This window comes from Klebsiella sp. Q11 (assembly GCF_964241505.1).
GTDB classification, from domain to species: domain Bacteria; phylum Pseudomonadota; class Gammaproteobacteria; order Enterobacterales; family Enterobacteriaceae; genus Klebsiella; species Klebsiella michiganensis.
This window is the reverse complement of sequence record NZ_CAXSXW010000007.1, coordinates 281,719-304,645: the sequence shown is the minus strand read 5'-3', so window position 1 is coordinate 304,645 and position 22,927 is coordinate 281,719. Positions and strand designations below refer to the sequence as shown.

The 22,927-nt window shown below is 56.7% G+C and carries 25 protein-coding genes; 16 read left to right on the top strand and 9 right to left on the bottom strand.

The genetic code is table 11. The annotated features are described in order from the left end of the window. The first annotated feature begins 573 nt into the window (after positions 1 to 573). Complete coding sequence (alaE, locus tag ACESQ2_RS14045; protein WP_004853442.1) at positions 574 to 1,023, top strand: L-alanine exporter AlaE; 450 nt, start codon at positions 574 to 576, stop codon at positions 1,021 to 1,023. 41 nt (positions 1,024 to 1,064) lie between these two features. Here the strand turns inward: alaE and ACESQ2_RS14040 are convergent, their stop codons facing one another. Further along, a complete protein-coding gene (locus ACESQ2_RS14040) occupies positions 1,065 to 1,415 on the bottom strand; it encodes a DUF2002 family protein (protein WP_004123942.1) in 351 nt (116 codons plus the stop codon). A 149-nt stretch (positions 1,416 to 1,564) separates the two neighbouring features. Here ACESQ2_RS14040 and ACESQ2_RS14035 point away from each other — a divergent pair, with 149 nt between their 5' ends. After that, complete coding sequence (locus ACESQ2_RS14035) at positions 1,565 to 1,891, top strand: DUF883 family protein (RefSeq protein WP_004123945.1); 327 nt, start codon at positions 1,565 to 1,567, stop codon at positions 1,889 to 1,891. A gap of 63 nt (positions 1,892 to 1,954) precedes the next feature. Here the strand turns inward: ACESQ2_RS14035 and ACESQ2_RS14030 are convergent, their stop codons facing one another. Beyond that, positions 1,955 to 3,313 carry a PLP-dependent aminotransferase family protein gene (locus tag ACESQ2_RS14030; RefSeq protein ID WP_373170745.1) on the bottom strand — a complete coding sequence of 453 codons (1,359 nt, stop codon included), beginning with the start codon at positions 3,311 to 3,313 and terminating at the stop codon, positions 1,955 to 1,957. 87 nt (positions 3,314 to 3,400) lie between these two features. On the opposite strand from ACESQ2_RS14030, the gene ACESQ2_RS14025 reads away from it, so the two are divergent. The 14 genes from ACESQ2_RS14025 (at position 3,401) to leuA (ending at position 18,073) form a co-directional block, all read left to right on the top strand. After that, on the top strand, positions 3,401 to 3,832 hold the full coding sequence (locus ACESQ2_RS14025) for a carboxymuconolactone decarboxylase family protein (protein WP_373170714.1): 432 nt from the start codon (positions 3,401 to 3,403) through the stop codon (positions 3,830 to 3,832). A 183-nt stretch (positions 3,833 to 4,015) separates the two neighbouring features. Continuing rightward, a complete protein-coding gene (gene nrdH / locus ACESQ2_RS14020) occupies positions 4,016 to 4,261 on the top strand; it encodes a glutaredoxin-like protein NrdH (RefSeq protein ID WP_004853449.1) in 246 nt (81 codons plus the stop codon). Further along, positions 4,258 to 4,668, top strand: a complete 411-nt coding sequence (nrdI, locus tag ACESQ2_RS14015) for a class Ib ribonucleoside-diphosphate reductase assembly flavoprotein NrdI (protein ID WP_004104769.1) — start codon at positions 4,258 to 4,260, stop codon at positions 4,666 to 4,668. The genes nrdH and nrdI overlap by 4 nt, the downstream gene beginning before the upstream one ends. Next, positions 4,641 to 6,785 carry a class 1b ribonucleoside-diphosphate reductase subunit alpha gene (gene nrdE, locus ACESQ2_RS14010; RefSeq protein ID WP_373170713.1) on the top strand — a complete coding sequence of 715 codons (2,145 nt, stop codon included), beginning with the start codon at positions 4,641 to 4,643 and terminating at the stop codon, positions 6,783 to 6,785. The genes nrdI and nrdE overlap by 28 nt, the downstream gene beginning before the upstream one ends. Before the next feature lie 10 nt (positions 6,786 to 6,795). Beyond that, positions 6,796 to 7,758, top strand: a complete 963-nt coding sequence (nrdF, locus tag ACESQ2_RS14005) for a class 1b ribonucleoside-diphosphate reductase subunit beta (protein ID WP_014226498.1) — start codon at positions 6,796 to 6,798, stop codon at positions 7,756 to 7,758. A gap of 345 nt (positions 7,759 to 8,103) precedes the next feature. Beyond that, positions 8,104 to 9,306, top strand: coding sequence for a glycine betaine/L-proline ABC transporter ATP-binding protein ProV (gene proV / locus ACESQ2_RS14000; RefSeq protein ID WP_373170712.1), 1,203 nt, complete (start codon positions 8,104 to 8,106; stop codon positions 9,304 to 9,306). Then, a complete protein-coding gene (gene proW, locus ACESQ2_RS13995) occupies positions 9,299 to 10,363 on the top strand; it encodes a glycine betaine/L-proline ABC transporter permease ProW (protein ID WP_004853456.1) in 1,065 nt (354 codons plus the stop codon). Before proV ends, proW begins: the two co-directional genes overlap by 8 nt. Before the next feature lie 62 nt (positions 10,364 to 10,425). Next, positions 10,426 to 11,421: a glycine betaine/L-proline ABC transporter substrate-binding protein ProX gene (gene proX, locus ACESQ2_RS13990; protein ID WP_014226500.1), complete on the top strand. Its 996-nt coding sequence runs from the start codon at positions 10,426 to 10,428 to the stop codon at positions 11,419 to 11,421. A gap of 278 nt (positions 11,422 to 11,699) precedes the next feature. Next, positions 11,700 to 12,446, top strand: coding sequence for an AzlC family ABC transporter permease (locus ACESQ2_RS13985; RefSeq protein ID WP_014226501.1), 747 nt, complete (start codon positions 11,700 to 11,702; stop codon positions 12,444 to 12,446). Continuing rightward, entirely contained in the window at positions 12,436 to 12,771 is a 336-nt protein-coding gene (ygaH, locus tag ACESQ2_RS13980; RefSeq protein WP_014226502.1) for an L-valine transporter subunit YgaH, read from the top strand. The genes ACESQ2_RS13985 and ygaH overlap by 11 nt, the downstream gene beginning before the upstream one ends. Positions 12,772 to 12,862: 91 nt before the next feature. After that, complete coding sequence (gene mprA / locus ACESQ2_RS13975) at positions 12,863 to 13,393, top strand: transcriptional repressor MprA (RefSeq protein WP_004104785.1); 531 nt, start codon at positions 12,863 to 12,865, stop codon at positions 13,391 to 13,393. Between the two features lie 132 nt (positions 13,394 to 13,525). Next, positions 13,526 to 14,695: a multidrug efflux MFS transporter periplasmic adaptor subunit EmrA gene (emrA, locus tag ACESQ2_RS13970; protein WP_373170709.1), complete on the top strand. Its 1,170-nt coding sequence runs from the start codon at positions 13,526 to 13,528 to the stop codon at positions 14,693 to 14,695. A gap of 18 nt (positions 14,696 to 14,713) precedes the next feature. Further along, positions 14,714 to 16,252, top strand: coding sequence for a multidrug efflux MFS transporter permease subunit EmrB (gene emrB / locus ACESQ2_RS13965; RefSeq protein ID WP_004123984.1), 1,539 nt, complete (start codon positions 14,714 to 14,716; stop codon positions 16,250 to 16,252). 144 nt (positions 16,253 to 16,396) lie between these two features. After that, positions 16,397 to 18,073 (top strand): 2-isopropylmalate synthase, encoded by a 1,677-nt coding sequence (leuA, locus tag ACESQ2_RS13960; protein WP_025107291.1) that lies wholly within the window; start codon positions 16,397 to 16,399, stop codon positions 18,071 to 18,073. Here leuA and ACESQ2_RS13955 read toward each other — a convergent pair. The 7 genes from ACESQ2_RS13955 to ACESQ2_RS13925 form a co-directional block, all read right to left on the bottom strand. Beyond that, a complete protein-coding gene (locus ACESQ2_RS13955) occupies positions 18,052 to 18,819 on the bottom strand; it encodes a helix-turn-helix domain-containing protein (protein WP_014839297.1) in 768 nt (255 codons plus the stop codon). The two genes, leuA and ACESQ2_RS13955, sit on opposite strands and share 22 nt — an antisense overlap. 54 nt (positions 18,820 to 18,873) lie before the next feature. Further along, entirely contained in the window at positions 18,874 to 19,389 is a 516-nt protein-coding gene (gene luxS, locus ACESQ2_RS13950; RefSeq protein ID WP_004104795.1) for an S-ribosylhomocysteine lyase, read from the bottom strand. Positions 19,390 to 19,554: 165 nt separating this feature from the next. After that, positions 19,555 to 21,111, bottom strand: a complete 1,557-nt coding sequence (gene gshA / locus ACESQ2_RS13945; RefSeq protein ID WP_046877641.1) for a glutamate--cysteine ligase — start codon at positions 21,109 to 21,111, stop codon at positions 19,555 to 19,557. 66 nt (positions 21,112 to 21,177) lie between these two features. After that, the gene (locus ACESQ2_RS13940) at positions 21,178 to 21,606 is read right to left on the bottom strand and encodes a YqaA family protein (RefSeq protein ID WP_025107289.1); all 429 of its coding nucleotides are present in this window, start codon (positions 21,604 to 21,606) and stop codon (positions 21,178 to 21,180) included. Beyond that, entirely contained in the window at positions 21,603 to 22,169 is a 567-nt protein-coding gene (gene yqaB / locus ACESQ2_RS13935; protein WP_014226508.1) for a fructose-1-phosphate/6-phosphogluconate phosphatase, read from the bottom strand. Before yqaB ends, ACESQ2_RS13940 begins: the two co-directional genes overlap by 4 nt. A gap of 127 nt (positions 22,170 to 22,296) precedes the next feature. Beyond that, the gene (locus tag ACESQ2_RS13930; RefSeq protein ID WP_004853477.1) at positions 22,297 to 22,611 is read right to left on the bottom strand and encodes a BON domain-containing protein; all 315 of its coding nucleotides are present in this window, start codon (positions 22,609 to 22,611) and stop codon (positions 22,297 to 22,299) included. Then, on the bottom strand, positions 22,502 to 22,927 hold a 426-nt coding region (locus ACESQ2_RS13925; protein ID WP_373170747.1), incomplete at its 5' end, for a hypothetical protein. The genes ACESQ2_RS13930 and ACESQ2_RS13925, both read right to left, overlap by 110 nt.

The following is a 22,927-nucleotide window of genomic DNA, read 5'->3' as shown; positions in this document are numbered from 1 at the left end:
AACAAATCGATAAAAGCGAAATTATCAACACTGAATAAATTCTTTTGCAAATAATACTATTCGCCAGGCAACGTCTTTATCTTATTACCTGTATGCTCAGCAGGTTATCCGTATATTTACGGTTGCGCCTCGCAGGGCGCTACGGGCGTTTATAGAATAGTCATGCAAAAAATCCGAATGTCCACCCAGCAGACAAATCAGCATATAATGCTACCATTCCTCTTTTATACGTGTAAAAAACGCCAAAAGTGACACAACTCACACCGCTACGCGATTCTGTCGCGAAATCCCCCCTCACAACCCGGATTGGCTCTCATCTATATGACGTATTTATTTTACAACCAATTGAAAAACAATAAAAAAATAAACAAAGAGAACAAAAGTAGCGTAACGAACAAAAAATAGCCTGACGCAGAGTATTTTATCGACCAAAAGCCTTTAAATAAAAATTTATAGCTAGTTGCCTCTTTTAATGCAGAGATATAATCTACGCGCATCAAAACAGGCACCCAAAAACGCTGAATAACCGCGAATCTTTTGGCATTATCGACTTCATTTTCGAGGAGCATACCAATGTTCTCTGCGCAGTCCCGCTTGCGTCATGCGGTAGCAGACACCTTTGCGATGGTGGTGTACTGCACCGTTGTGAACATGATGATCGAAATTTTTCTCTCCGGAATGACCTTCCAGCAGTCGTTATCTTCGAGACTGGTGGCGATTCCGGTGAACATTATTATTGCCGTGCCTTACGGTTTTTATCGAGATTTCGCGATGCGCCAGGCGCGCCGCATTAGCGCATCCGGCTGGATGAAGAATATTGCGGATGTGGTGGCCTATGTGACGTTCCAGTCGCCGGTATACGTCGCGATTCTGCTGGTTGTCGGCGCCGACTGGCATCAGATCGCCGCGGCGGTAAGTTCCAACATCGTGGTATCGATGATGATGGGCGCAGCGTACGGCTATTTCCTCGACTACTGCCGCCGCCTGTTTCGCGTCAGCCCCTATCAGCAGGCCAAAGCCTGAGTTGATACAAAAAAGCGACTGGTTCAGCCAGCCGCTTTTTGTCAGCTATACTGCGTTTCGCCAAACAGGCCACTCAGAAAACGCTCAAGCGCCATGCGCGAACTGAACCCGTGTGGAATACCATAATGCTGCTGAGCATCGCCCGCTAAATAGAGCGGGAACTGCTCGTAGTGATCGCAGGTTTTGATATCCGACGCGGGCTCCGCAAGCGTTGTGCTGCGCTCTTTTAAAGCCGGATGAATAATTAACGCGGTACGCCCCATACGAGCTTCACGGTTCACATAAACATAATTATCGCCACGGCGATAGCCGTACGCTTTTTGCGTCACAACATCCATGGTGAAGCCGGCTTTTTCAAGAACACGCGCCACCTCATCGGGTCTTAAATACATACTCATTCCTCATTATCTTTTACCGCACGTTAACCTTACCTTATTCATTAAAGGCAACGCTTTCGGAATATTCCATAAAGGGCTATTTACAGCATAATTCAAAATCTTGTCCTACACTTATAGACTCAATGGAATAAAGGGAGAAACCAATGGCCAACCGAGCAAACCGCAACAACGTAGAAGAGAGCGCTGAAGATATCCATAATGATGTCAGCCAATTAGCGGATACGCTGGAAGAGGTGCTGAAATCATGGGGCAGCGACGCCAAGGACGAAGCGGAGGCCGCGCGTAAAAAAGCGCAGGCGCTGCTGAAAGAGACCCGCGCGCGGCTTAACGGCAATAACCGCGTTCAGCAGGCGGCGTGCGATGCCATGGGCTGCGCTGACAGCTATGTGCGCGATAAACCGTGGCAAAGCGTCGGCGCCGCAGCTGCCGTTGGGGTATTTATTGGCGTATTGCTGAATTTACGTCGATAATAAAACAGCCAGACCCATGAAGATAACAAATACGCGTCTACCCCTGCACTGCAGGGGTTTTTGTTATCTCTGCGGGTAAAGCACGACATAAAGCTTACGCACAGCCTGGTTCGCCATTTCTGCCGACGTCAGGTTGGTGAAGCTCATTATCAGCCCCCCTTCTCCCCGAGTCTCCATCCGCCAGTCGCTCAGCGCCTGTACGGCCAACCCGGCCCGTCTGGCGCGCTGCGCCAGAGGCCGATCGTCTCCGGCGACCCTGACCACCATCTGGATCCCGCCCGCCTGAGGCACGACGGTGAATCCCTGCGCCCGCAGCGCCGACTCAAGCCACAGTCGGCGCTGGGCATAGCTGGCGCGCATTTTCTTCAGATGCCGCCAGAAGTGGCCTTCGCGAATAAAATCCGCCAGCGTCTGCTGCCACAGCGTCGGCACGCTACAGCACATCAGCGCGGCCCGTTCACGAAACTGCGCCACCAGCGGCTCAGGCACTACCAGCCAGGCGGCGCGTAATGCCGGGAACAAAGACTTGCTGAACGCCCCGGCATAGATGACCCGCTGCGGGGCGTCGAGGCTTTTCAGCGGCGGCAGCGGCTTACCGTGATAGCGGAATTCGCTATCGTAATCATCTTCGATAATCCACGCGTTATTCTGCGCCGCCCATAGCAGGAGCTGTCTGCGCCTGGCCAGCGATAGCGCCACGCCGAGCGGGCTTTGATGAGCCGGGGTCAGCAGCGCGAAATGGGCGCTCGGGTAATGCCGCTGCGCCCAGGGAATATCCATCCCGTCGTCGTCGACCGGAACGGGATTGATCGCCACCCCCTCGTCGTTCACTACCGGCCGGATCAGCGGAAACCCCGGATCTTCCATCCACATTTGCTGGCCAGGCCGCGCCAGCGTGCGCAAAATAAGGCGCATCGAGGCCGCGTAGCAACCGGTGATCAAGACCTGCTCAGGCCGACACTCAATGCTGCGCGACAGACGCAAATAATCGACGATCGCCCGGCGAAGCGTCGGTTCACCGCAGGGATCGCCTGGCGCGAGGTCAAAACGCGTTTGCGTACGCAGACGCCGACCCATCACGCGCGCCCACAGGCCGCGTGGAAACAGATCCAGCGCGGGCAGCCCCAGCTGAAACGGCAGCGGCGCCGCGGGTTCATCGCCCTCGACGGGCTGAACGGGCGCGTTTTGCTGCGGCAGCAGCCGATCGCTGACAAAGGTCCCCGCCTGTCCGCGCCGCTCCAGCCATCCCTGCGCCACCAGATCTCCCCAGGCGTTCTCAATCGTCGCCCGCGACACGCCAAGCTCCTGAGCATAGACCCGACTTGCAGGCAGCCTGCTGCCCGGAGCCAGCTCGCCGCGCTCAATCGCCTGCTTAAGCTGTCGGGCAATGCGCTGGTAGTGCGGAATTTTTTTACCGTCCATCATGGTCTGCTTTTTTCATCGCAATATGGCTATCTTATGCAGTCCATTATAGTGCTATTTTCCTCGCGTCTTAATGAGGAGAGTAAAATGAACACACTACGTCAGCCGTACAATGAACTGAGCCCGGAAGTCTATAACGCCCTGGTTCAGGCTAAAATTGCGCTGGAAAAAAGCGAGCTGGATGGCGCGCTGATCGAGCTGGTGTATTTGCGGGTATCGCAAATCAACGGCTGCGCCTTCTGTCTGGAGATGCACAGCAAAGCCCTGCGTAAATCCGGCGTCGCGCAAAACAAGCTGGACGCGCTGGCAGGCTGGCGGGTGAGCGCCCATTTCAACGATGCGGAACGCGCGGCGCTGGCGTGGGCGGAATCGGTGACCCATATCGCCGAAAGTCATGCGGAAGACGCCGTTTATCAGCCGCTGCTGGACCATTTCAGCGCCCGCCAGATCAGCGATCTGACCTTCGCCATCAGCCTGATGAACGCCTTTAATCGTCTGGCGGTGAGTATGCGCCTGTAATTTCACGGCAAGAAATCCCGCCCCCCGCCGGATCCTCCCGCGGGGGCTAACCTTTACAAAAACCATATATATTGAGTTGTTGAACTTTTAAATAACTACATCTAGTATTTCCTTCAACGATAACCCATAGCACGCGACGTCAATTTTTACGTCGTACTGTTATCTTAAATGGAAATACGAATCATGCGCATTACTATTTACACTAAAAACGACTGCGTGCAATGCCATGCCACTAAACGGGCCATGGAAACCCGCGGGTTTGAATTCGACATGATCAACATCGACCACCACCCTGAAGCCGTCGATATGCTGCGCGAGCAGGGTTTCCGTCAGCTGCCGGTGGTGATTGCCGGAGAGACCCGCTGGTCCGGCTTCCGTCCCGATATGATCAATCGCCTGCGCCCGACAGCGTCAGCGGCCAGCGTATGAGCCTGATCGTCTACTTCTCCAGCAGTTCCGAAAATACGCACCGGTTCGTCCAGCGTCTGGGGCTGCCCGCCGTGCGTATACCGCTTAACGAACGCGAGCGCATCCAGGTAGACGAACCCTACATTCTTATCGTCCCCAGCTATGGCGGCGGCGGCACGGCGGGCGCGGTCCCCCGGCAGGCGATCCGTTTCCTCAACGATCCGCATAACCGCCAGCTCATTCGCGGCGTCATCGCCGCGGGCAATCGTAATTTTGGCGAGGCCTACGGCCGGGCAGGCGACGTCATCAAGCAGAAATGCGGCGTACCGTATCTCTATCGCTTTGAGCTGATGGGCACCCCGCAAGATGTCGACAACGTGCGTAAAGGAGTAAGCGAATTTTGGCAACGACAACCGCAGAACGTATAACCACCGAGGCGCCGGATTTCCACGCCCTCAACGCGATGCTGAATCTCTACGACAGCAACGGCCGCATCCCGTTTGACAAAGACCATCAGGCGGTAGCGGCGTTTATGGCCAACCACGTTGAGCCGAATACCGTGCCCTTTACCAGCCAGGACGACAGGCTGACGTGGCTGGTCGCCGAAGGCTATTACGACGCCAGGGTGCTGGCCCGCTACGATCGCTCGTTTATTCTTGCGCTGTTCGCGTACGCTCAGGGCTACGGTTTTCGCTTCCAGACGTTTCTCGGCGCATGGAAGTTCTATACCAGCTACGCGCTGAAAACCTTCGATGGTAAGCGCTACCTTGAAGGCTTTGCAGACCGCACATGCATGGTGGCCCTGGCCCTGGCGCAGGGTAACGAGGCGCTTGCCCGGCAGCTAACCGATGAGATCCTCTCCGGACGCTTTCAGCCCGCCACGCCGACGTTCCTCAACGCGGGTAAACAGCAGCGCGGCGAGCTGGTCTCCTGCTTTCTGCTGCGCATCGAAGACAATATGGAATCCATTGGCCGGGCGGTGAACTCGGCGCTGCAGCTATCCAAGCGCGGCGGCGGCGTGGCGTTTCTGCTCTCCAATCTTCGCGAAGCCGGGGCGCCAATCAAGCGCATCGAGAATCAGTCCTCCGGCGTGGTGCCGGTGATGAAAATGCTGGAAGACGCCTTCTCCTACGCCAACCAGCTCGGCGCGCGTCAGGGGGCCGGCGCGGTCTATCTGCACGCCCATCATCCCGATATCCTGCGTTTCCTTGATACCAAACGCGAGAACGCCGATGAAAAAATCCGCATTAAAACGCTCTCGCTCGGGGTGGTGATTCCGGATATCACCTTTCAGCTAGCGAAAGAAGATGCGCAGATGGCGCTGTTCTCACCCTACGACGTCGAGCGCCTGTACGGTAAACCGTTCGGCGATATCGCGGTAAGCGAAATGTATGCACAACTGGTGGCCGACGCGCGGGTCAGCAAGCGCTGGATCCGCGCCCGCGATCTGTTCCAGCGGCTGGCGGAAATTCAGTTTGAATCCGGCTATCCGTACATCATGTTTGAAGACACGGTTAATCGCGCGAACCCGATTGCCGGGCGCATCAATATGAGCAACCTGTGCTCGGAGATCCTGCAGGTTAACGCGCCTTCTACCTTTGACGAAAACCTGGATTACGCCAGCATCGGCCAGGATATCTCCTGTAACCTCGGCTCGCTGAATATCGCCCATACCATGGACTCTCCTGATTTCGCCCGCACGGTCGAGGTCGCGGTGCGCGGTCTGACCGCGGTGTCCGAAATGAGCGATATCCGTTCGGTACCGTCGGTCGCGGCGGGCAATGCCGCCTCGCACGCCATCGGCCTTGGGCAGATGAATCTGCACGGCTATCTGGCGCGCGAAGGTATTGCCTACGGCAGCGAAGCGGGGCTGGATTTCACCAATTTCTATTTCTATACCATCACCTGGCACGCGCTGCGTACCTCGATGCTGATAGCGCGGGAAAAAGGCACGCGTTTTGCCGGATTCGAGCAGTCGCGGTACGCCAGCGGTGATTATTTCCGCCCCTACCTGGAAGGCGACTGGCAGCCGAAAACGGCGAAAGTCCGCGCGCTGTTTGCCCGTGCCGGTATTGTCCTGCCCGACCGCGATATGTGGCGGCAGCTGCGCGATGACGTGATGCGCTACGGCATTTATAACCGCAACCTGCAGGCGGTGCCGCCGACGGGCTCTATTTCGTACATCAACCACGCGACCTCCAGCATCCATCCGATCGTGTCGAAGATAGAGATCCGCAAGGAGGGGAAAACCGGACGCGTTTACTATCCGGCGCCGTTTATGACCAACGACAACCTGGCGCTGTATCAGGACGCTTACGAAATCGGCCCGCAGAAGATCATCGACACCTACGCCGAGGCGACGCGCCATGTCGATCAGGGGCTGTCGCTGACCCTGTTCTTCCCCGATACCGCCACCACGCGCGATATCAATAAAGCGCAAATCTATGCGTGGAAGAAAGGCATCAAAACGCTCTATTACATCCGTCTGCGCCAGCTGGCGCTGGAAGGTACCGAAATCGAAGGCTGCGTGTCCTGCGCGCTGTAAGGAGAACAGGATGACCCATTTATCGCGCATCAGCGCCATCAACTGGAACAAAATTGAAGATGATAAGGATCTGGAGGTCTGGAATCGGCTGACCAGCAACTTCTGGTTGCCGGAGAAGGTGCCGCTGTCTAACGATATCCCCGCCTGGCAAACGCTCACGCCGGCGGAACAGCAGCTAACGATTCGCGTCTTCACCGGCCTGACGCTGCTCGATACCATCCAGAATACCGTTGGCGCCCCGGCGCTGATGGCCGACGCCCTCACCCCGCATGAGGAAGCGGTGCTGTCGAACGTCAGCTTTATGGAGGCGGTGCACGCCCGCTCCTACAGCTCCATTTTCTCGACGCTCTGCCAGACCAAAGACGTCGATGCCGCCTATGCCTGGAGCGAACAAAACGCGCCGCTGCAGCGCAAAGCGCAGCTGATGCTGGAGTACTATCAGGCAGATGAACCGCTGAAGAAAAAAATCGCCAGCGTCTTTCTCGAATCGTTCCTCTTCTACTCCGGCTTCTGGCTGCCGATGTACTTCTCCAGCCGGGGGAAGATGACCAACACCGCCGATCTGATTCGCCTGATCATCCGCGATGAAGCGGTACACGGTTATTACATTGGCTACAAATTCCAGAAAGGGCTGGAAATAGTCAGCGCCGAGAAGCGCGAGGAGATGAAAAACTTCGCCCTCGACCTGTTGATGGATCTGTATGACAACGAACTGGCCTACACCCGCGAACTGTACGCCGATAGCGGCTGGATTGAGGAGGTCAACGCCTTTCTCTGCTACAACGCCAATAAGGCGCTGATGAACCTCGGCTACGAGGCGCTGTTCCCGGCGGAAATGGCCGCCGTCAATCCGGCGATCCTCGCCGCGCTTTCGCCGAATGCCGACGAAAACCACGACTTCTTTTCCGGTTCAGGTTCATCGTATGTGATGGGAAAAGCGGAAGAAACCGTCGACGGCGATTGGGACTTTTAGCCTTACTTTCACCAGGAATATATCAGCATATTTCCTGGTGATTTATTTCACATTATTTGTTTTCGCCTCACTCAATATCTTTCGGTCATCACCGTGTCATATTCAACAGCATGCCCTCGATTTTCGCCTGAATTAACGCAACATAACTAAAAAATATCGACCATAAGTCATTCGCGCTCAGCCCTTATATCACGGGGGATGCACCGGAATTCTCCCTTGCGCATTTCCCTGGCAACGCCACATAAAGGGTTGTCACAGATTCTCAGTATGTTAGGGTGTAAAAAAGCAATTATCACCACCGGGTACCGTATCGATATTAATAAATAACAGGAAACACTCTATTGCATGGCAATTAAATTAGAAATCAAGAATCTCTATAAGATATTTGGCGAGCACCCGCAGCGGGCTTTCAAATATATCGATAAAGGACTATCGAAAGAACAAATACTGGAAAAGACGGGGTTATCGCTTGGCGTAAAGAACGCCAGTCTGACCATTGAAGAAGGCGAGATATTCGTCATCATGGGGCTCTCCGGATCGGGGAAATCTACCATGGTTCGCCTTCTCAATCGCCTGATTGAACCCACCCGCGGCCAGGTCCTGATCGACGGCGTCGATATCGCTAAAATCTCTGACGCCGAGCTCCGCGAGGTGCGCAGAAAAAAAATTGCGATGGTTTTTCAATCCTTTGCGCTTATGCCGCATATGACCGTGCTCGACAACGCCGCTTTCGGCATGGAGCTGGCCGGCGTGCAGACTCAGGAACGCCAGGAGAAAGCGCTGGAGGCGCTGCGCCAGGTCGGCCTGGAAAACTACGCTCATGCCTACCCGGACGAACTCTCCGGCGGCATGCGCCAGCGCGTTGGTCTCGCCCGCGCGCTGGCGATTAATCCCGATATTCTGTTAATGGATGAAGCCTTCTCCGCGCTCGACCCGTTAATTCGTACCGAGATGCAGGATGAGCTCACTAAATTACAGGCCAGACATCAGCGTACCGTGGTCTTTATTTCCCACGATCTTGATGAAGCCATGCGTATTGGCGATCGGATTGCCATTATGCAAAATGGTGAAGTGGTTCAGGTCGGCACGCCGGATGAAATACTCAATAATCCGGCCAATGATTATGTCCGAACCTTCTTCCGCGGCGTCGATATTAGCCAGGTGTTCAGCGCCAAAGATATTGCCCGCCGTAGCCCGGTGGGGCTGATTCGCAAAACGCCCGGCTTTGGCCCGCGTTCCGCGCTGAAATTGCTGCAGGATGAAGACCGCGAATATGGCTACGTCATTGAACGCGGGAATAAGTTTGTTGGCATTGTCTCCATTGATTCCCTGAAAGCCGCGCTAAGCGAAGGTCAGGGAATTGATGCGGCGTTAATCGACTCACCGCAGGCGGTGGATGCGCAAACGCCGCTCAGCGAGCTGCTCTCTCACGTCGGCCATGCACCGTGCGCGGTGCCGGTTGTCGACGAGGGGCACCAGTACATCGGCATCATTTCCAAACGGATGCTGCTGCAGGCTTTAGATCGCGAGGGGGCAAACAATGGCTGATCAATCTAACCCGTGGGACACCGCACCGGCGGCGGATAGCGCAGCGCAATCCGCCGATGCCTGGGGCACCTCTACGCCGGCGCCGACCGATGGCGGAGGTGCCGACTGGCTGAGCAGCGCGCCCGCGCCGCAGCCGGAACACTTCAATATTATGGACCCGTTCCATAAAACGCTGATCCCACTCGACAGCTGGGTCACGCACGGTATCGACTGGGTCGTGATGCATTTTCGTCCGGTATTCCAGGGAATACGCGTACCGGTGGATTACATCCTGAGCGCCTTCCAGCAGCTGCTGCTGGGTATGCCGGCGCCGGTGGCGATTATTATTTTCTCGCTGATTGCCTGGCAGATTTCCAGCGTCGGCATGGGCGCGGCGACGCTGATTTCGCTGATCGCTATCGGCGCTATCGGCGCCTGGTCGCAGGCGATGGTGACCCTGGCGCTGGTGCTGACCGCGCTGCTGTTTTGTATGCTGATCGGCCTGCCGCTTGGGATATGGCTGGCGCGGAGCCCGCGGGCGGCGAAAATTATCCGTCCGCTGCTCGACGCGATGCAGACCACGCCGGCGTTTGTCTATCTGGTGCCCATTGTGATGCTGTTCGGTATCGGCAACGTTCCGGGCGTGGTGGTCACCATTATCTTCGCCCTGCCGCCGATTGTTCGTCTGACCATTCTGGGGATTAACCAGGTGCCGGCGGATCTGATTGAAGCGTCGCGCTCCTTCGGCGCCAGCCCGCGTCAGCTGTTGTTTAAGGTTCAGCTACCGCTGGCCATGCCGACGATTATGGCCGGGGTCAACCAGACGCTGATGCTGGCCCTGTCGATGGTGGTCATCGCCTCAATGATTGCCGTTGGCGGTCTCGGCCAGATGGTACTGCGCGGCATCGGTCGCCTTGATATGGGCCTGGCCACCGTTGGCGGCGTCGGGATTGTTATCCTCGCCATTATTCTTGACCGTCTGACTCAGGCCGTAGGACGGGACTCACGCAGCCGCGGCAACCGCCGCTGGTATGCAACCGGCCCACTGGGGCTGATAACTCGCCCTTTCTGTAAATAAGAGCCCATCCCCCCGACAGCCGGGGGGATAGACTTCCCTTCTGATAAGTAAAAGGAACAACGATGCGACATACAGCGATCCTTGCCACAGCGTTAACCGCCCTCATTTCCACCACCGCCTTCGCGGCGGATCTGCCTGGCAAAGGCATTACCGTTAAGCCGATTCAGAGCACCATTTCGGAAGAGACCTTCCAGACCCTGCTGGTCAGCCGCGCGCTGGAGAAACTCGGTTATACCGTCGATAAGCCGAGCGAAGTGGATTACAACGTTGGCTATACTTCGCTCGCCTCCGGCGACGCCACTTTTACCGCCGTCAACTGGCAGCCCCTGCACGACGATATGTACGCTGCCGCCGGCGGGGATAAAAAGTTCTACCGCGAAGGCGTGTTTGTGAACGGTGCGGCGCAGGGCTATCTGATTGATAAGAAAACGGCCGAGCAGTACCACATTAAATCTATCGATCAGTTAAAAGACCCGAAAATCGCCAAACTGTTTGACACCAACGGCGACGGTAAAGCCGACCTGACCGGCTGCACCCCGGGCTGGGGCTGTGAAGCGGTGATCAACCATCAGCTTGATGCCTATGGCCTGAATAATACCGTCACCCACAATCAGGGTAACTATGCCGCCATGATGGCCGACACCATTGCCCGTTATAAAGAGGGCAAGCCGGTCATCTACTACACCTGGACACCTTACTGGGTCAGCGATGTGCTGAAGCCGGGTAAAGACGTCGTCTGGCTGCAGGTGCCATTCTCCTCCCTGCCGGGTGTGCAAAAAAACATCGACACGAAGCTCTCTAATGGCGCCAACTACGGCTTCCCGGTCAGCACCATGCATATCGTCGCCAATAAGGCCTGGGCCGAGAAAAACCCGGCGGCGGCGAAGCTGTTTAGCATCATGAAGCTGCCGATTGCCGACATCAACGCCGAGAATGCCATGATGCACGAGGGACATGGTTCAGAAGCAGATATCCAAGGCCACGTCGACGGCTGGATCAAAGCCCACCAGCAGCAGTTTGACGGCTGGGTGAACGAAGCGCTGGCCGCGCAGAAATAGTCTCCCACTTTATAGCCAATTCCCGGAGGCGATGCTACGCATCTGCCCGGGCTACAAAAGCCGTAGCCCGGGCAAGGCGCTTTGCGCCGCCCCCGGGGAAGACCGCATCCTGCACAACACGACATCTCCTGTTCTAAATGATGGATTGATATGCAAATAAACTGCATAACTTTAGCCATCAACGTTTTCGTTACTGTTAAGCCGCACCGCTCTCTGCTAAGGTAAATCCACCTGTTTAATCATGTGATTTTCACGTGAGTTATTAATAAGCAATTCCTATGGAAAATCCTGACGCATTGACGCACTCTCCTCCCGCTGACGCGGCCACGCTGGCTGAAGGCCTGAAAGACAGCCTGCCGATCGTCATCAGCTATATCCCCGTGGCCTTCGCCTTCGGCCTCAACGCCACTAAGCTCGGCTTCACTCCGCTGGAAAGTCTGTTCTTCTCCTGCATTATTTACGCGGGCGCCAGCCAGTTCGTGATCACCGCGATGCTGGCGGCGGGAAGCTCGCTGTGGGTCGCCGCGCTCACCGTCATGGCGATGGACGTTCGCCACGTTCTCTACGGCCCTTCCCTGCGCAGCCGCATCCAGCGCGCGCTGAGCAAGAAAAAAACCGCGGTATGGGCATTCGGCCTGACCGATGAGGTCTTTGCCGCCGCCACTGCTAAACTGGTACGCGACAATCGACGCTGGAGCGAAAACTGGATGATCGGTATCGCTTTGATGTCCTGGGCGTCATGGGTCTTCGGTACGCTGATCGGCGCTTATTCGGGCAGCGGCCTGCTGACCGACTTTCCGGCGGTGGAAGCGGCGCTGGGCTTTATGCTTCCCGCGCTGTTTATGAGCTTTTTGCTGGCTTCTTTCCAGCGCAAGCAGTCGCTTAGCGTAACCGCCGCGCTGGCAGGGGCGCTGGGGGGGATCATCCTGTTTTCCATTCCCGCCGCCATCCTTGCCGGGATCGTCTGCGGCTGTCTGACCGCGCTGGTGCAGGCCAGCATTGAGGGGATGCCCGATGAACAGTGATGTTTTAATTATCGGCCTCGTGGTCGGCTGCGTAAATTATCTGTTCCGCTATCTGCCGCTGCGCCTGCGCGCCGGGAACGCGCGTCCGACGCGTCGCGGGCCGGTCAGCGTGCTGCTGGACACCATCGGCATCGCCTCTATTTGCGCGCTGCTGGTGGTCTCCAGCGTACCGGAAATTCTCCACGATGCCCGCCGCCTGCTCCCCACGCTGGCTGGCTTCGCCGTGCTGGGCCTGGCTTTCTGGAAAACGCGCAGCATTATTTTGCCTACACTATTAAGCGCCCTAACCTACGGTGTTGTCTGGAAAATCGGCACATGGCTATAAGCTTAAAGTATCAATTTCTGTCAATAATTCATTTGATTTATTTGTCACAATAGTTATTATATCGACTGTAATTAATGAGGTCATAACCAAAATGGATAGTTCGTTTACTCCCATTGAGCAAATGCTCAAGTTCCGCGCCAGCCGTCACGAAGACTTTCCTTTTCAGGAGATTCTGCTCACCCGTCTTTGCATGCATATGCAGGGAAAATTGCTGGAAAACCGCAACAAGATGCTGAAAGCGCAAGGGATTAACGAGACATTGTTTATGGCGCTGATCACGCTCGAGTCTCAGGAAAACCACAGCATTCAGCCTTCCGAGCTGAGCTGCGCGCTGGGCTCTTCGCGTACCAACGCCACGCGCATTGCCGACGAGCTGGAAAAACGCGGCTGGATTGAGCGCCGCGAAAGCGATAACGATCGTCGCTGCCTGCATTTACAGCTTACCGAAAAGGGGCATCAGTTCCTGCGCGAAGTGTTACCCCCGCAGCACAACTGCCTGCATCAACTCTGGTCTTCTTTAAGCACCAGCGAAAAAGATCAGCTCGAGCACATCACCCGTAAGCTGCTTGGTCGCCTTGACCAAATGGAAGAGGATGGCGTGCTTGCGGAGTCTCTGCGCTAAGCGCGGAACCAACCGCTCAACAATTTTTCTGGATTGACAAGGAAAACGGACAGGCCAGCAGATCTTCTGCTGGCCTTTCTGATAAACAGGTCGGCTCAGCCGATGTGAAATAATAAGATCGTGGAGAATAACATGAGCGCAAATGCGGAGAGCCAAACCCCGCAGCAACCGGGCAACAAAAAAGGGAAACGTAAAGGCGCCCTCCTGCTGCTGACCTTGCTCTTTATTATTGTTGCCGTGGCATACGGGATTTATTGGTTTTTGGTACTGCGTCACTTCGAAGAGACCGACGACGCGTACGTGGCAGGGAATCAGGTACAAATTATGGCGCAGGTGTCCGGCAGCGTGACGAAAGTCTGGGCCGACAACACCGACTACGTGCAAAAAGGCGATCCGCTGGTCACCCTCGACCAGACCGATGCCCAGCAGGCGTTTGAAAAAGCGCAAACCCAGCTGGCCGCCAGCGTACGTCAAACGCGCCAGCAGATGATCAACAGCAAGCAGCTGCAGGCCAGCATCGACGTGAAAAAAACCGCGCTTTCCCAGGCGCAGACCGACCTTAACCGTCGTATTCCGCTGGGGGCCGCCAACCTGATTGGCCGCGAAGAGCTGCAGCACGCGCGCGACACGGTTGCCAGCGCGCAGGCCGAACTGGACGTGGCGATTCAGCAATATAACGCCAATCAGGCGATCGTTCTGGGCACGAAGCTGGAACAGCAGCCTGCGGTACTGCAAGCGGCCACCGAAGTGCGTAACGCCTGGCTGGCCCTGCAGCGGACGAAAATCGTCAGCCCGATTAGCGGCTACGTTTCTCGTCGCTCCGTACAGCCCGGCGCGCAAATCAGCACCACCACCCCGCTGATGGCCGTCGTGCCGGCGACCAACCTGTGGATTGACGCCAACTTTAAAGAAACCCAGCTGGCGCACATGCGTATCGGTCAACCGGCCACCGTGATCAGCGATATTTACGGTGACGATGTGAAATACACCGGTAAAGTGGTCGGCCTCGATATGGGCACCGGTAGCGCCTTCTCGCTGCTGCCCGCGCAGAACGCCACCGGCAACTGGATCAAAGTGGTTCAGCGCCTGCCGGTACGTATCGAGCTGGATGAAAAACAGCTGGCAGAGCACCCGCTGCGCATCGGCCTTTCGACCCTGGTTGAGGTGAACACCACCGACCGCGGCGGCGAGATGCTGGCAAGCCAGGTGCGCAGCTCTCCGGTTTACGAAAGTAATGCCCGCGAAATCGGCCTTGAGCCGGTCAATAAGCTGATAAACGACATCATCCAGGCCAACGCCTGATAATTCGGGGTGAGCGTAATGCAACAGCAAAAACCGCTGGAAGGCGCGCAGCTGGTCATTATGACCATTGCGCTGTCGCTCGCGACCTTTATGCAGGTGCTGGACTCCACCATCGCCAACGTGGCCATCCCCACCATCGCCGGTAACCTTGGCTCATCGTTGAGCCAGGGGACCTGGGTTATCACCTCGTTTGGGGTGGCGAACGCTATCTCCATTCCGATTACCGGCTGGCTGGCAAAGCGCGTAGGTGAAGTGAAGCTGTTCCTCTGGTCGACGGTGGCGTTCGCCATCGCCTCCTGGGCCTGCGGCATGTCAAACAGCCTGACGATGCTGATTTTCTTCCGCGTGATTCAGGGGATCGTCGCCGGTCCGCTGATCCCGCTGTCGCAAAGTCTGCTGCTCAGCAACTATCCGCCCGCCAAGCGCTCTATCGCCCTGGCGCTGTGGTCAATGACGGTGATCGTCGCGCCGATTTGCGGCCCCATCCTCGGCGGCTATATCAGCGACAACTACCACTGGGGTTGGATCTTCTTTATCAACGTGCCGATTGGCATCGCCGTGGTGGTCATGACGCTACAGACCCTGCGCAACCGCGAAACCCGCACCGAGCAGCGGCGGATTGACGGCGTTGGCCTGGCGCTGCTGATTATTGGTATCGGTAGCCTGCAGGTGATGCTCGACCGAGGTAAAGAGCTGGACTGGTTCGCCTCAAACGAGATCATCATCCTGACCATTGTCGCAGTGGTGGCGATAAGCTTCCTGATCGTCTGGGAGCTAACCGACGACAACCCGATAGTCGACCTGTCGCTCTTTAAGTCGCGAAACTTCACCATCGGCTGCCTGTGTATCAGCCTCGCCTATATGCTCTACTTCGGCGCTATCGTGCTGTTGCCGCAGCTACTGCAGGAGGTATACGGCTATACCGCCACCTGGGCCGGTCTGGCCTCGGCCCCGGTCGGGGTGATCCCGGTAATCCTGTCGCCGATTATCGGCCGCTTCGCGCATAAGCTGGATATGCGTCGGCTGGTCACCTTCAGCTTTATTATGTACGCGGTCTGTTTCTACTGGCGCGCGTGGACCTTCGAACCGGGTATGGACTTCGGCGCCTCGGCGTGGCCGCAGTTTATCCAGGGCTTCGCGGTGGCCTGCTTCTTTATGCCGCTGACAACCATTACGCTGTCCGGCCTGCCGCCGGAACGGCTGGCGGCGGCATCGAGCCTGTCGAACTTCACGCGTACCCTGGCGGGCTCCATCGGCACCTCGATTACCACCACCATGTGGACGAACCGCGAGGCGCTGCACCATGCTCAGCTTACCGAATCGGTGACGCCGTATAATCCCAACGCCCAGCAGATGTACGATCAGCTGCAGGGATTAGGGATGACGCAACAGCAGGCGTCCGGCTGGATAGCGCAGCAGATAACCAACCAGGGGCTGATTATCTCCGCCAACGAAATTTTCTGGTTCTCGGCGGCGATATTTATCCTACTGCTCGGGCTGGTATGGTTTGCCAGGCCGCCGTTTAGCGCCGGGGGCGGCGGCGGCGGCGCGCACTAAGGTTTGACCTGAAGGGATCTGCGGATCCCTTTTTTATTGCCCAAAACGCAGGTTGTCCGGTTTACGCTAGTTGATGTCCAGTTCGCTGGAGATGCCTTTTCGCTCTGTCGTGCACGATGAAGATCCGCTAAGAAGGAGAAAATCATGCTGACTCAACCCGGTGAAAAATACCGTCCCTATCCGCCGATTGCCCTGCCCGACCGCCGCTGGCCGGAGCAAAAAATAGCCCGCGCCCCCCGCTGGCTCTCCACCGACCTGCGCGACGGCAACCAGGCGCTGGCCGAGCCGATGGACAGCGCGCGCAAGCTGCAGTTCTGGGACTTGCTGCTGGAGTGCGGATTTAAAGAGATCGAGGTGGCATTTCCCTCGGCTTCGCAAACCGATTTCAACTTTGTGCGTCAACTGATTGAAGAACGGCGTATCCCGCAGGATGTGACGATTCAGGTGCTGACCCAGGCGCGGGAAGATTTAATCCTCAGGACCTTCGAATCGCTGCGCGATGCCCACCGCGCCACCGTTCACCTCTATAACGCCACCGCTCCGCTGTTCCGCGAGCTGGTTTTTGGAATGAACAAAGCGCAGGTGGTCGAGCTGGCGACCCGCGCCACCCGGCTTATCCGCCAGCAGTGCGAACAGCAGCCGCAGACCCGCTGGCAATACGAGTATTCCCCGGAAACCTTCTGCTTCACCGAGCCGGAATTCGCGCTGGAGATTTGCGAAGCGGTGGCGGAAATCTGGCAGCCCTGCGCCGAACGGCCGATGATTATCAATCTGCCCGCGACGGTAGAAGTGAGCACGCCTAACGTTTATGCCGATCAAATTGAGTATTTTTGTCGTCACTTCTCGCGCCGCGCCGATGTGTGCATCAGCGTCCATCCGCATAACGACCGGGGAACCGGCGTCGCCAGCGCGGAGCTGGCGGTGATGGCCGGCGCCGACCGCGTCGAAGGCTGCCTGTTCGGCAACGGCGAACGCACCGGTAACGTCTGTCTGGTGACGCTGGCGATGAATCTCTACAGCCAGGGCGTCGATCCCCGGCTCAGCTTCTCCGAGATGAACCGGGTGGTCGAAATTGTCGAAAGCTGCAACCAGATCCCGGTTCATCCGCGCCACCCGTGGGCGGGAAGCCTCGCCTATACCGCCTTTTCCGGCTCGCATCAGGATGCGATCAAAAAAGGGTTCGATGCCCGCCGGCCCGGCGATCGCTGGGAAATGCCCTATCTGCCCATCGACCCGCAGGATATCGGCTGTAGCTACGAGGCGGTGATCCGCGTCAACAGCCAGTCCGGTAAAAGCGGCAGCGCGTGGCTGATTGAGCAGAATCATGGCCTGAAGCTGCCGCGCGCGCTGCAGCAGGATTTTAGCCTGCACGTTCAGCACGAAACCGATACGCATGGTAAAGAGATGACCCAGAACGCGCTGTGGCAGCTGTTTCGCGCCCGCTACGGACTTCTGCCCCAGCCGCCGCTTGCGCTGCTGGATTACCAAAGCGATAGCCAGCAGGACGGCCAGCTTTCTCTGCAGGCGACCCTGCGCATCGCCGGTGAAACGCGACGACTGCAGAGCCGCGGCAACGGCCTGCTGTCCGCCGCCGCCAGCGGGCTGAGCGGCCTGTTAAACCAACACATCGTGATTAAAGATTATCATGAACACACCCTCGGCGAACGTAGCGACAGCCGTTCAGTGGCCTATATTCGCTGCGTCTTCCCGAATGGCGACAGCCGCTGGGGGGTAGGAATTGATAGCGACGTGGCGCGCGCCTCGCTGCAGGCGTTGTGCAATGCGATGAGCGCAGGCCATTACGCCGGCGAGCGGAAGTAGTCGCTGGGGGCCACGCCTATCACCCGGCGAAACATGGCGCTAAAAGCGCTATGGCTACCGTAGCCGAGATCCAGCGCCACCCGCAGTACCGAATGTCCCTGTGCCAGGCGAACCAGCGCTTCCATCAGCTTCGCCCGGCGCACCCACTCGCTCCAGGTGAGCGAGGTCTGCTGCTGAAAATGACGATTCAGCGTGCGCTCGCTCATGCTGCTCTCCTTCGCCGCCTCGGCGCTGCTCCAGGGTTCGCCGGGCGCTTCTCTTACCTTCTGGCATAAACGGCGCAGCGCTTCGCTTTGCGGCTCCGGCAGGCCAAACGGCAGCACCGCCATGCCGCGAATTTCATCGAGGATCAGTTCGTAAATGCGTTCATCGCGGCTGCCCGGCGCGTAGGATTCCGCCAGCGTCAGCGACGCGACGATCAGTTCACGCAGCAGCGGAGTCACCTGGACTATCTGGCAGGATGAGGGGAGATCGGCCCGGGCAAGGGGATCGATAAACAGGGTTCGCGCGGCCGCGACGCCGGTCACCCGTAGGGTATGCGGCGTACCGGCGGGCAGCCAGACGCCACGGCCCGGCGGCACAACCCAATAACCCTGCGCGGTTTCCACCCGCACCACGCCGCTGAGGATATGCAGCAGCTGGGCGCAATCGTGCTGATGCCAGGGTTCGCTATCGCCATGGGCGTAATCATGAGCAAAAGGCACCAGCGAACGGTGTTGAAAATTGAAGGTTAAAGTCGTCGACATCGCGGCGTCAGGGAGTAGCGGCCCGACGCGGTTCGCCGGGCCGTGGCAGAAGCACTAGATGTGCAGTTCTTGCAGTTTTTCTTTCGGCAGCGCCAGCTCATCGTTGCTGTTGACGCGGACATCGCGCTCAATAATATGGCGAGCGATTTCCTGAGCTTCCTCCAGCGAGTGCATGGTGTAGGTTCCGCACTGATAAACGTTCAGCTCCGGGATCTGATTCTGATCTTTAACCTTCAGCACGTCGGCCATCGCCGCTTTCCAGGCATCCGCGACGCGCTGCTCGTCCGGCGTACCGATCAGGCTCATATAGAACCCGGTGCGGCAGCCCATCGGAGAGATGTCGATAATTTCCACACCATTGCCGTTCAGGTGATCGCGCATGAAGCCGGCAAACAGGTGCTCAAGGGTGTGAATGCCTCTTTCCGGCATCACTTCCTGGTTTGGCACGCAGAATCGCAGATCGAAAACGGTGATTTCATCGCCGTGAGGCGTGTTCATTTTCTTCGCGACACGCACCGCAGGCGCTTCCATTCGGGTATGGTCGACTGTGAAACTATCTAACAACGGCATTCTTCACCTCCGATAGTGATTTTTTTTAAAATAAAATGAACTCTTTTTGAGGCCGCGAGTCTGAGTATATGAAAGACGCGCATTTATTATCATCATCATCCCTGAATCAGAGATGAAAGTTTGGCCACAGTGATGTGGCCGTTTTCTTTTTTACGGCTCGTAAAACTACGCGTGCCGTGTCAGCAGCGCTTCAAACGGCTCGCTATCCGCCGCCTCCACCTTCTTCTGACGCTGTACCGATGCTTCACGCTCGGCGACAAAATCCGCTTCGCTTAAAATTTCCAGCGGCTCTTCGCGCAGCATCGTCCGATACCGATCGGCCAGCTCTCTGCCGGTACCGCCAATCCCCTCTTCAAGCATAGAACGCAGAATGCGCGCCGAGAAGGTTAATTCCGGGTTATCGAAGCAGGCGACCAGCTCATCGCAGACCTGCTGATAGGCCTGGCATCCGTGGATGCTATCCAGCGTTTGCGCCACGCGGCGTAAATCGCGGAACAGATCTTTGCCGACCTGAGCCAGCGGGAACTGAGCGGTTTCGCAGCCAATACCCAGCGTCAGGCCCGGCTTACGGCCTTCCAGAATCACCCGATTCCAGTTGGCGCGCGTGCACAGCAGCTCGTCGCTGCTCATCTCCGGCGCATCGGCCAGCACGCACCAGACCATAAACAGATCGAGGAAACGCACCTGCTGCTCATCAACGCCAATCGGTGAGAACGGATTGATATCCAGGGAGCGAACTTCAATGTACTCAATACCGCCGCGCAGCAGCGCGTCGGAAGGCGTTTCGCCGCTGCGGGTCACGCGTTTCGGGCGAATCGGCGCGTACAGCTCGTTTTCGATCTGCAGCACGTTGCTGTTGATTTGCAGACGCTTACCGTCTTTCTCCAGCCCGATATTTTCATACTCTTCGGAAGGCGTTTTAATCGCCCGCTTCAATCCTGCCACATACTCGTAGAGATCGTTAAACGTAATTCCGAGATTACTTTGCGATTTATTGGTATAGCCCAGATCGCTCAGACGCAACGAGGTCGCATACGGCAGGTAGTACATGCCGTTGCCGGCTTTCTCAAACGGCAGCGCCGTCGGTTTGCCCTGCAGGAACGATGAGCAGATCGCCGGAGAGGCGCCGAACAGGTATGGAATCACCCAACCAAAACGGTAATAGTTGCGAATGGAGCGGAAATAGCCCGCGGAAATCGCCTCTTTACCGCTTTCAGCATCCTCAACGCCGCACTTAGCCTGCCAGAAAGCCATCGGCAGCGAGAAGTTATAGTGCACGCCGGAGATGGTTTGCATCAGCGCGCCGTAGCGATTTTTCAGCCCTTCGCGATACAGCGTTTTCAGGCGGCCGATATTAGAGGTACCGTACTGCGCCAGTTCAATATCCTGGCCGGGCGCGATATAGCAAGGCATGCTCAGCGGCCACATCCGCTCGTCGCCAATATGGCGTGCGGTATAGCGATGAACATCGCGCATGAGGGTGAGCATATGCTGGATATCGCCATCAACCGGCGTAATAAATTCCAGCAAAGCTTCGGCAAAATCGGTGGTAATCCATTTATGAGTCAGCGCTGAACCCAGTGCCTGCGGATGACCGGTAGTGGCCAGCGTGCCGTCAGCGTTGACGCGCAGCGTTTCGCGTTCAAGACCACGTTGAATACCCTGCAGCGCCTGCGGATTTTTTTCCAGCCAGGCCAGCGCCTGTGATACGTCCGGGATCAATTTGACCTCCCGCCTGTCGAAATCGTTTGAATTAGCATAATTGTAATGGTTGAACCGTCAGTCCAATTAGTGCCACCACGTCATGCCCTGAAGCGTTATCGCCGCAATGACGATATAGCGTAATGCTTTGCCAAGGCATAAAAAAAAGAGCACTGGTCCCCAGGAAATGCGCATCCATCCCGCCAGTAAACACAGCAAATCGCCTATAACAGGCGCCCAGCTTAATAATAGCGTGACCGCGCCGTAACGCCTCAGCCAGCCGGTCGCCTTCTCCTGCCAGCGCGATGTTTTGCGCAGCGGAAACAGGCGCCCCAGAATAACGTTAGTTACCCCTCCAAGGCTATTACCGATTATTGCTATTAAAACCAGTAACCACGGCTGACTCACCCCCGCCAGGAGCATGGCGATCAACACCACTTCCGAGTTACCGGGAAGCAGCGTGGCGCTTAAAAAGCTGCTGGCAAACAGCGATATCAGCGACAGCGCGTCGCTCACAACAATCGCACGTCCACGGCATCCATTCCGGCGCGCTTCGCCGCCTGCAGACCGAAGTCCGCATCTTCAAAGACCACGCATTTTTCCGCCGCAACGCCCATGCGCTCAGCGCAGAGTAAGAAAGTATCAGGAGCGGGTTTATGGTTGGCGACATGATCGGCGGCAACCACCGCCGAGAAGTAGTGACGCAGGCCCAGATGGGCCAGCAGCGCTTCAGCAACGGCGCTCTCGCTGCCGGTACCGACTGACATCGGACGACGACCGTGCCACTCTTTAACCACTTCAATCAGCGGCAGAGGACGGACGCTATCAAGCAGCATCGCTTTCACCGCGTCCGTCTTTTCCCGCGCCAGAAGGTGAGGATCTAAATCAGCCTGGTTTAATTCGATAATGGCCTGAGCAATCCGCCAGGTTGGAGAGCCGTTAAGCGCGACCATAGCCTGCATATCAAAACGCATACCGTAACGTCCGAGAACCTCGTTCCATGCCTTACGATGCGTCGGCTCGGTATCGAGGATCGTGCCATCCATATCAAAAATCAGTCCTGCATAACGTTCGTACATCGTCTTCTCACCAACCGGTTAAGGAGGTCTTACTGTAACGCAAAAGGTCAGGTTTGTCGCTGCCAGCGGCAGATGCGACAAGGGCGCTCGAAGGCGCCCTTGTCGATACAGATGCAATCTGATGCGTTTATTTGATTCTTAAATCGTTCTCCACCACGCGAACGCCCTGCACTTTTCGCGTCACTTCTACCGCACGTTTAGCGCTTTCGGCGGATGAGACAAAGCCGCTCAGCTGTACACGACCTTTAAAGGTCTGAACGCTAATTTCCGAAGACTTAATCTCTTTATCATTGAAGAGCGCGGTTTTGACTTTGGTGGTCACGACGGTATCGTCAATGTACCCACCAGTACTTTCCTTTGTGGACGAACCTGCACAGCCCGCCAGCGATACGGCGACCAGAAGCGTCGCGCAAAACGCAGATATTGCTTTGAACCATTTCATGGATTTCTCTCCTTGCACTTATCTCACCCAAAATCAGATCGATATACAGGAATAAATTATAGTGGAAAGAGGGAGTTGCCAATGAAAAAAGTGCTGAAGAATAAGGTGAATGATTGCGCTTAAGGGGTTTTGAGGCAAGGAGAGTGGCTGGCGGAAACAACAGCGTGGCTGCTATCTCGGAGAAGATGGTGCATCCGGGAGGATGACTCACTCGGTTCGCCCTTCGGGCCGTTGCTGAAGCAACGTTATCCTCCCTGGTGCTTGCGGCTAATACCGCCACCTCATTCACACCTTCGTTGCTGAAGGTATGGAGAAT

Bases quoted from the DNA above. Each gene is read 5' to 3' on its own strand.
- nrdI (WP_004104769.1), top strand. From the start codon at position 4,258: ATGAGCCTGATCGTCTACTTCTCCAGCAGTTCCGAAAATACGCACCGG.
- mprA (WP_004104785.1), top strand. From the start codon at position 12,863: ATGGATAGTTCGTTTACTCCCATTGAGCAAATGCTCAAGTTCCGCGCC.
- alaE (WP_004853442.1), top strand. From the start codon at position 574: ATGTTCTCTGCGCAGTCCCGCTTGCGTCATGCGGTAGCAGACACCTTT.
- leuA (WP_025107291.1), top strand. From the start codon at position 16,397: ATGCTGACTCAACCCGGTGAAAAATACCGTCCCTATCCGCCGATTGCC.
- ACESQ2_RS14030 (WP_373170745.1), bottom strand. From the start codon at position 3,313: ATGGACGGTAAAAAAATTCCGCACTACCAGCGCATTGCCCGACAGCTT.
- proW (WP_004853456.1), top strand. From the start codon at position 9,299: ATGGCTGATCAATCTAACCCGTGGGACACCGCACCGGCGGCGGATAGC.
- proX (WP_014226500.1), top strand. From the start codon at position 10,426: ATGCGACATACAGCGATCCTTGCCACAGCGTTAACCGCCCTCATTTCC.
- yqaB (WP_014226508.1), bottom strand. From the start codon at position 22,169: ATGTACGAACGTTATGCAGGACTGATTTTTGATATGGATGGCACGATC.
- nrdH (WP_004853449.1), top strand. From the start codon at position 4,016: ATGCGCATTACTATTTACACTAAAAACGACTGCGTGCAATGCCATGCC.
- ACESQ2_RS13985 (WP_014226501.1), top strand. From the start codon at position 11,700: ATGGAAAATCCTGACGCATTGACGCACTCTCCTCCCGCTGACGCGGCC.
- emrB (WP_004123984.1), top strand. From the start codon at position 14,714: ATGCAACAGCAAAAACCGCTGGAAGGCGCGCAGCTGGTCATTATGACC.
- ACESQ2_RS13955 (WP_014839297.1), bottom strand. From the start codon at position 18,819: ATGTCGACGACTTTAACCTTCAATTTTCAACACCGTTCGCTGGTGCCT.
- nrdF (WP_014226498.1), top strand. From the start codon at position 6,796: ATGACCCATTTATCGCGCATCAGCGCCATCAACTGGAACAAAATTGAA.
- ygaH (WP_014226502.1), top strand. From the start codon at position 12,436: ATGAACAGTGATGTTTTAATTATCGGCCTCGTGGTCGGCTGCGTAAAT.
- luxS (WP_004104795.1), bottom strand. From the start codon at position 19,389: ATGCCGTTGTTAGATAGTTTCACAGTCGACCATACCCGAATGGAAGCG.
- ACESQ2_RS13930 (WP_004853477.1), bottom strand. From the start codon at position 22,611: ATGAAATGGTTCAAAGCAATATCTGCGTTTTGCGCGACGCTTCTGGTC.
- proV (WP_373170712.1), top strand. From the start codon at position 8,104: ATGGCAATTAAATTAGAAATCAAGAATCTCTATAAGATATTTGGCGAG.
- ACESQ2_RS14025 (WP_373170714.1), top strand. From the start codon at position 3,401: ATGAACACACTACGTCAGCCGTACAATGAACTGAGCCCGGAAGTCTAT.
- ACESQ2_RS14040 (WP_004123942.1), bottom strand. From the start codon at position 1,415: ATGTATTTAAGACCCGATGAGGTGGCGCGTGTTCTTGAAAAAGCCGGC.
- emrA (WP_373170709.1), top strand. From the start codon at position 13,526: ATGAGCGCAAATGCGGAGAGCCAAACCCCGCAGCAACCGGGCAACAAA.
- ACESQ2_RS14035 (WP_004123945.1), top strand. From the start codon at position 1,565: ATGGCCAACCGAGCAAACCGCAACAACGTAGAAGAGAGCGCTGAAGAT.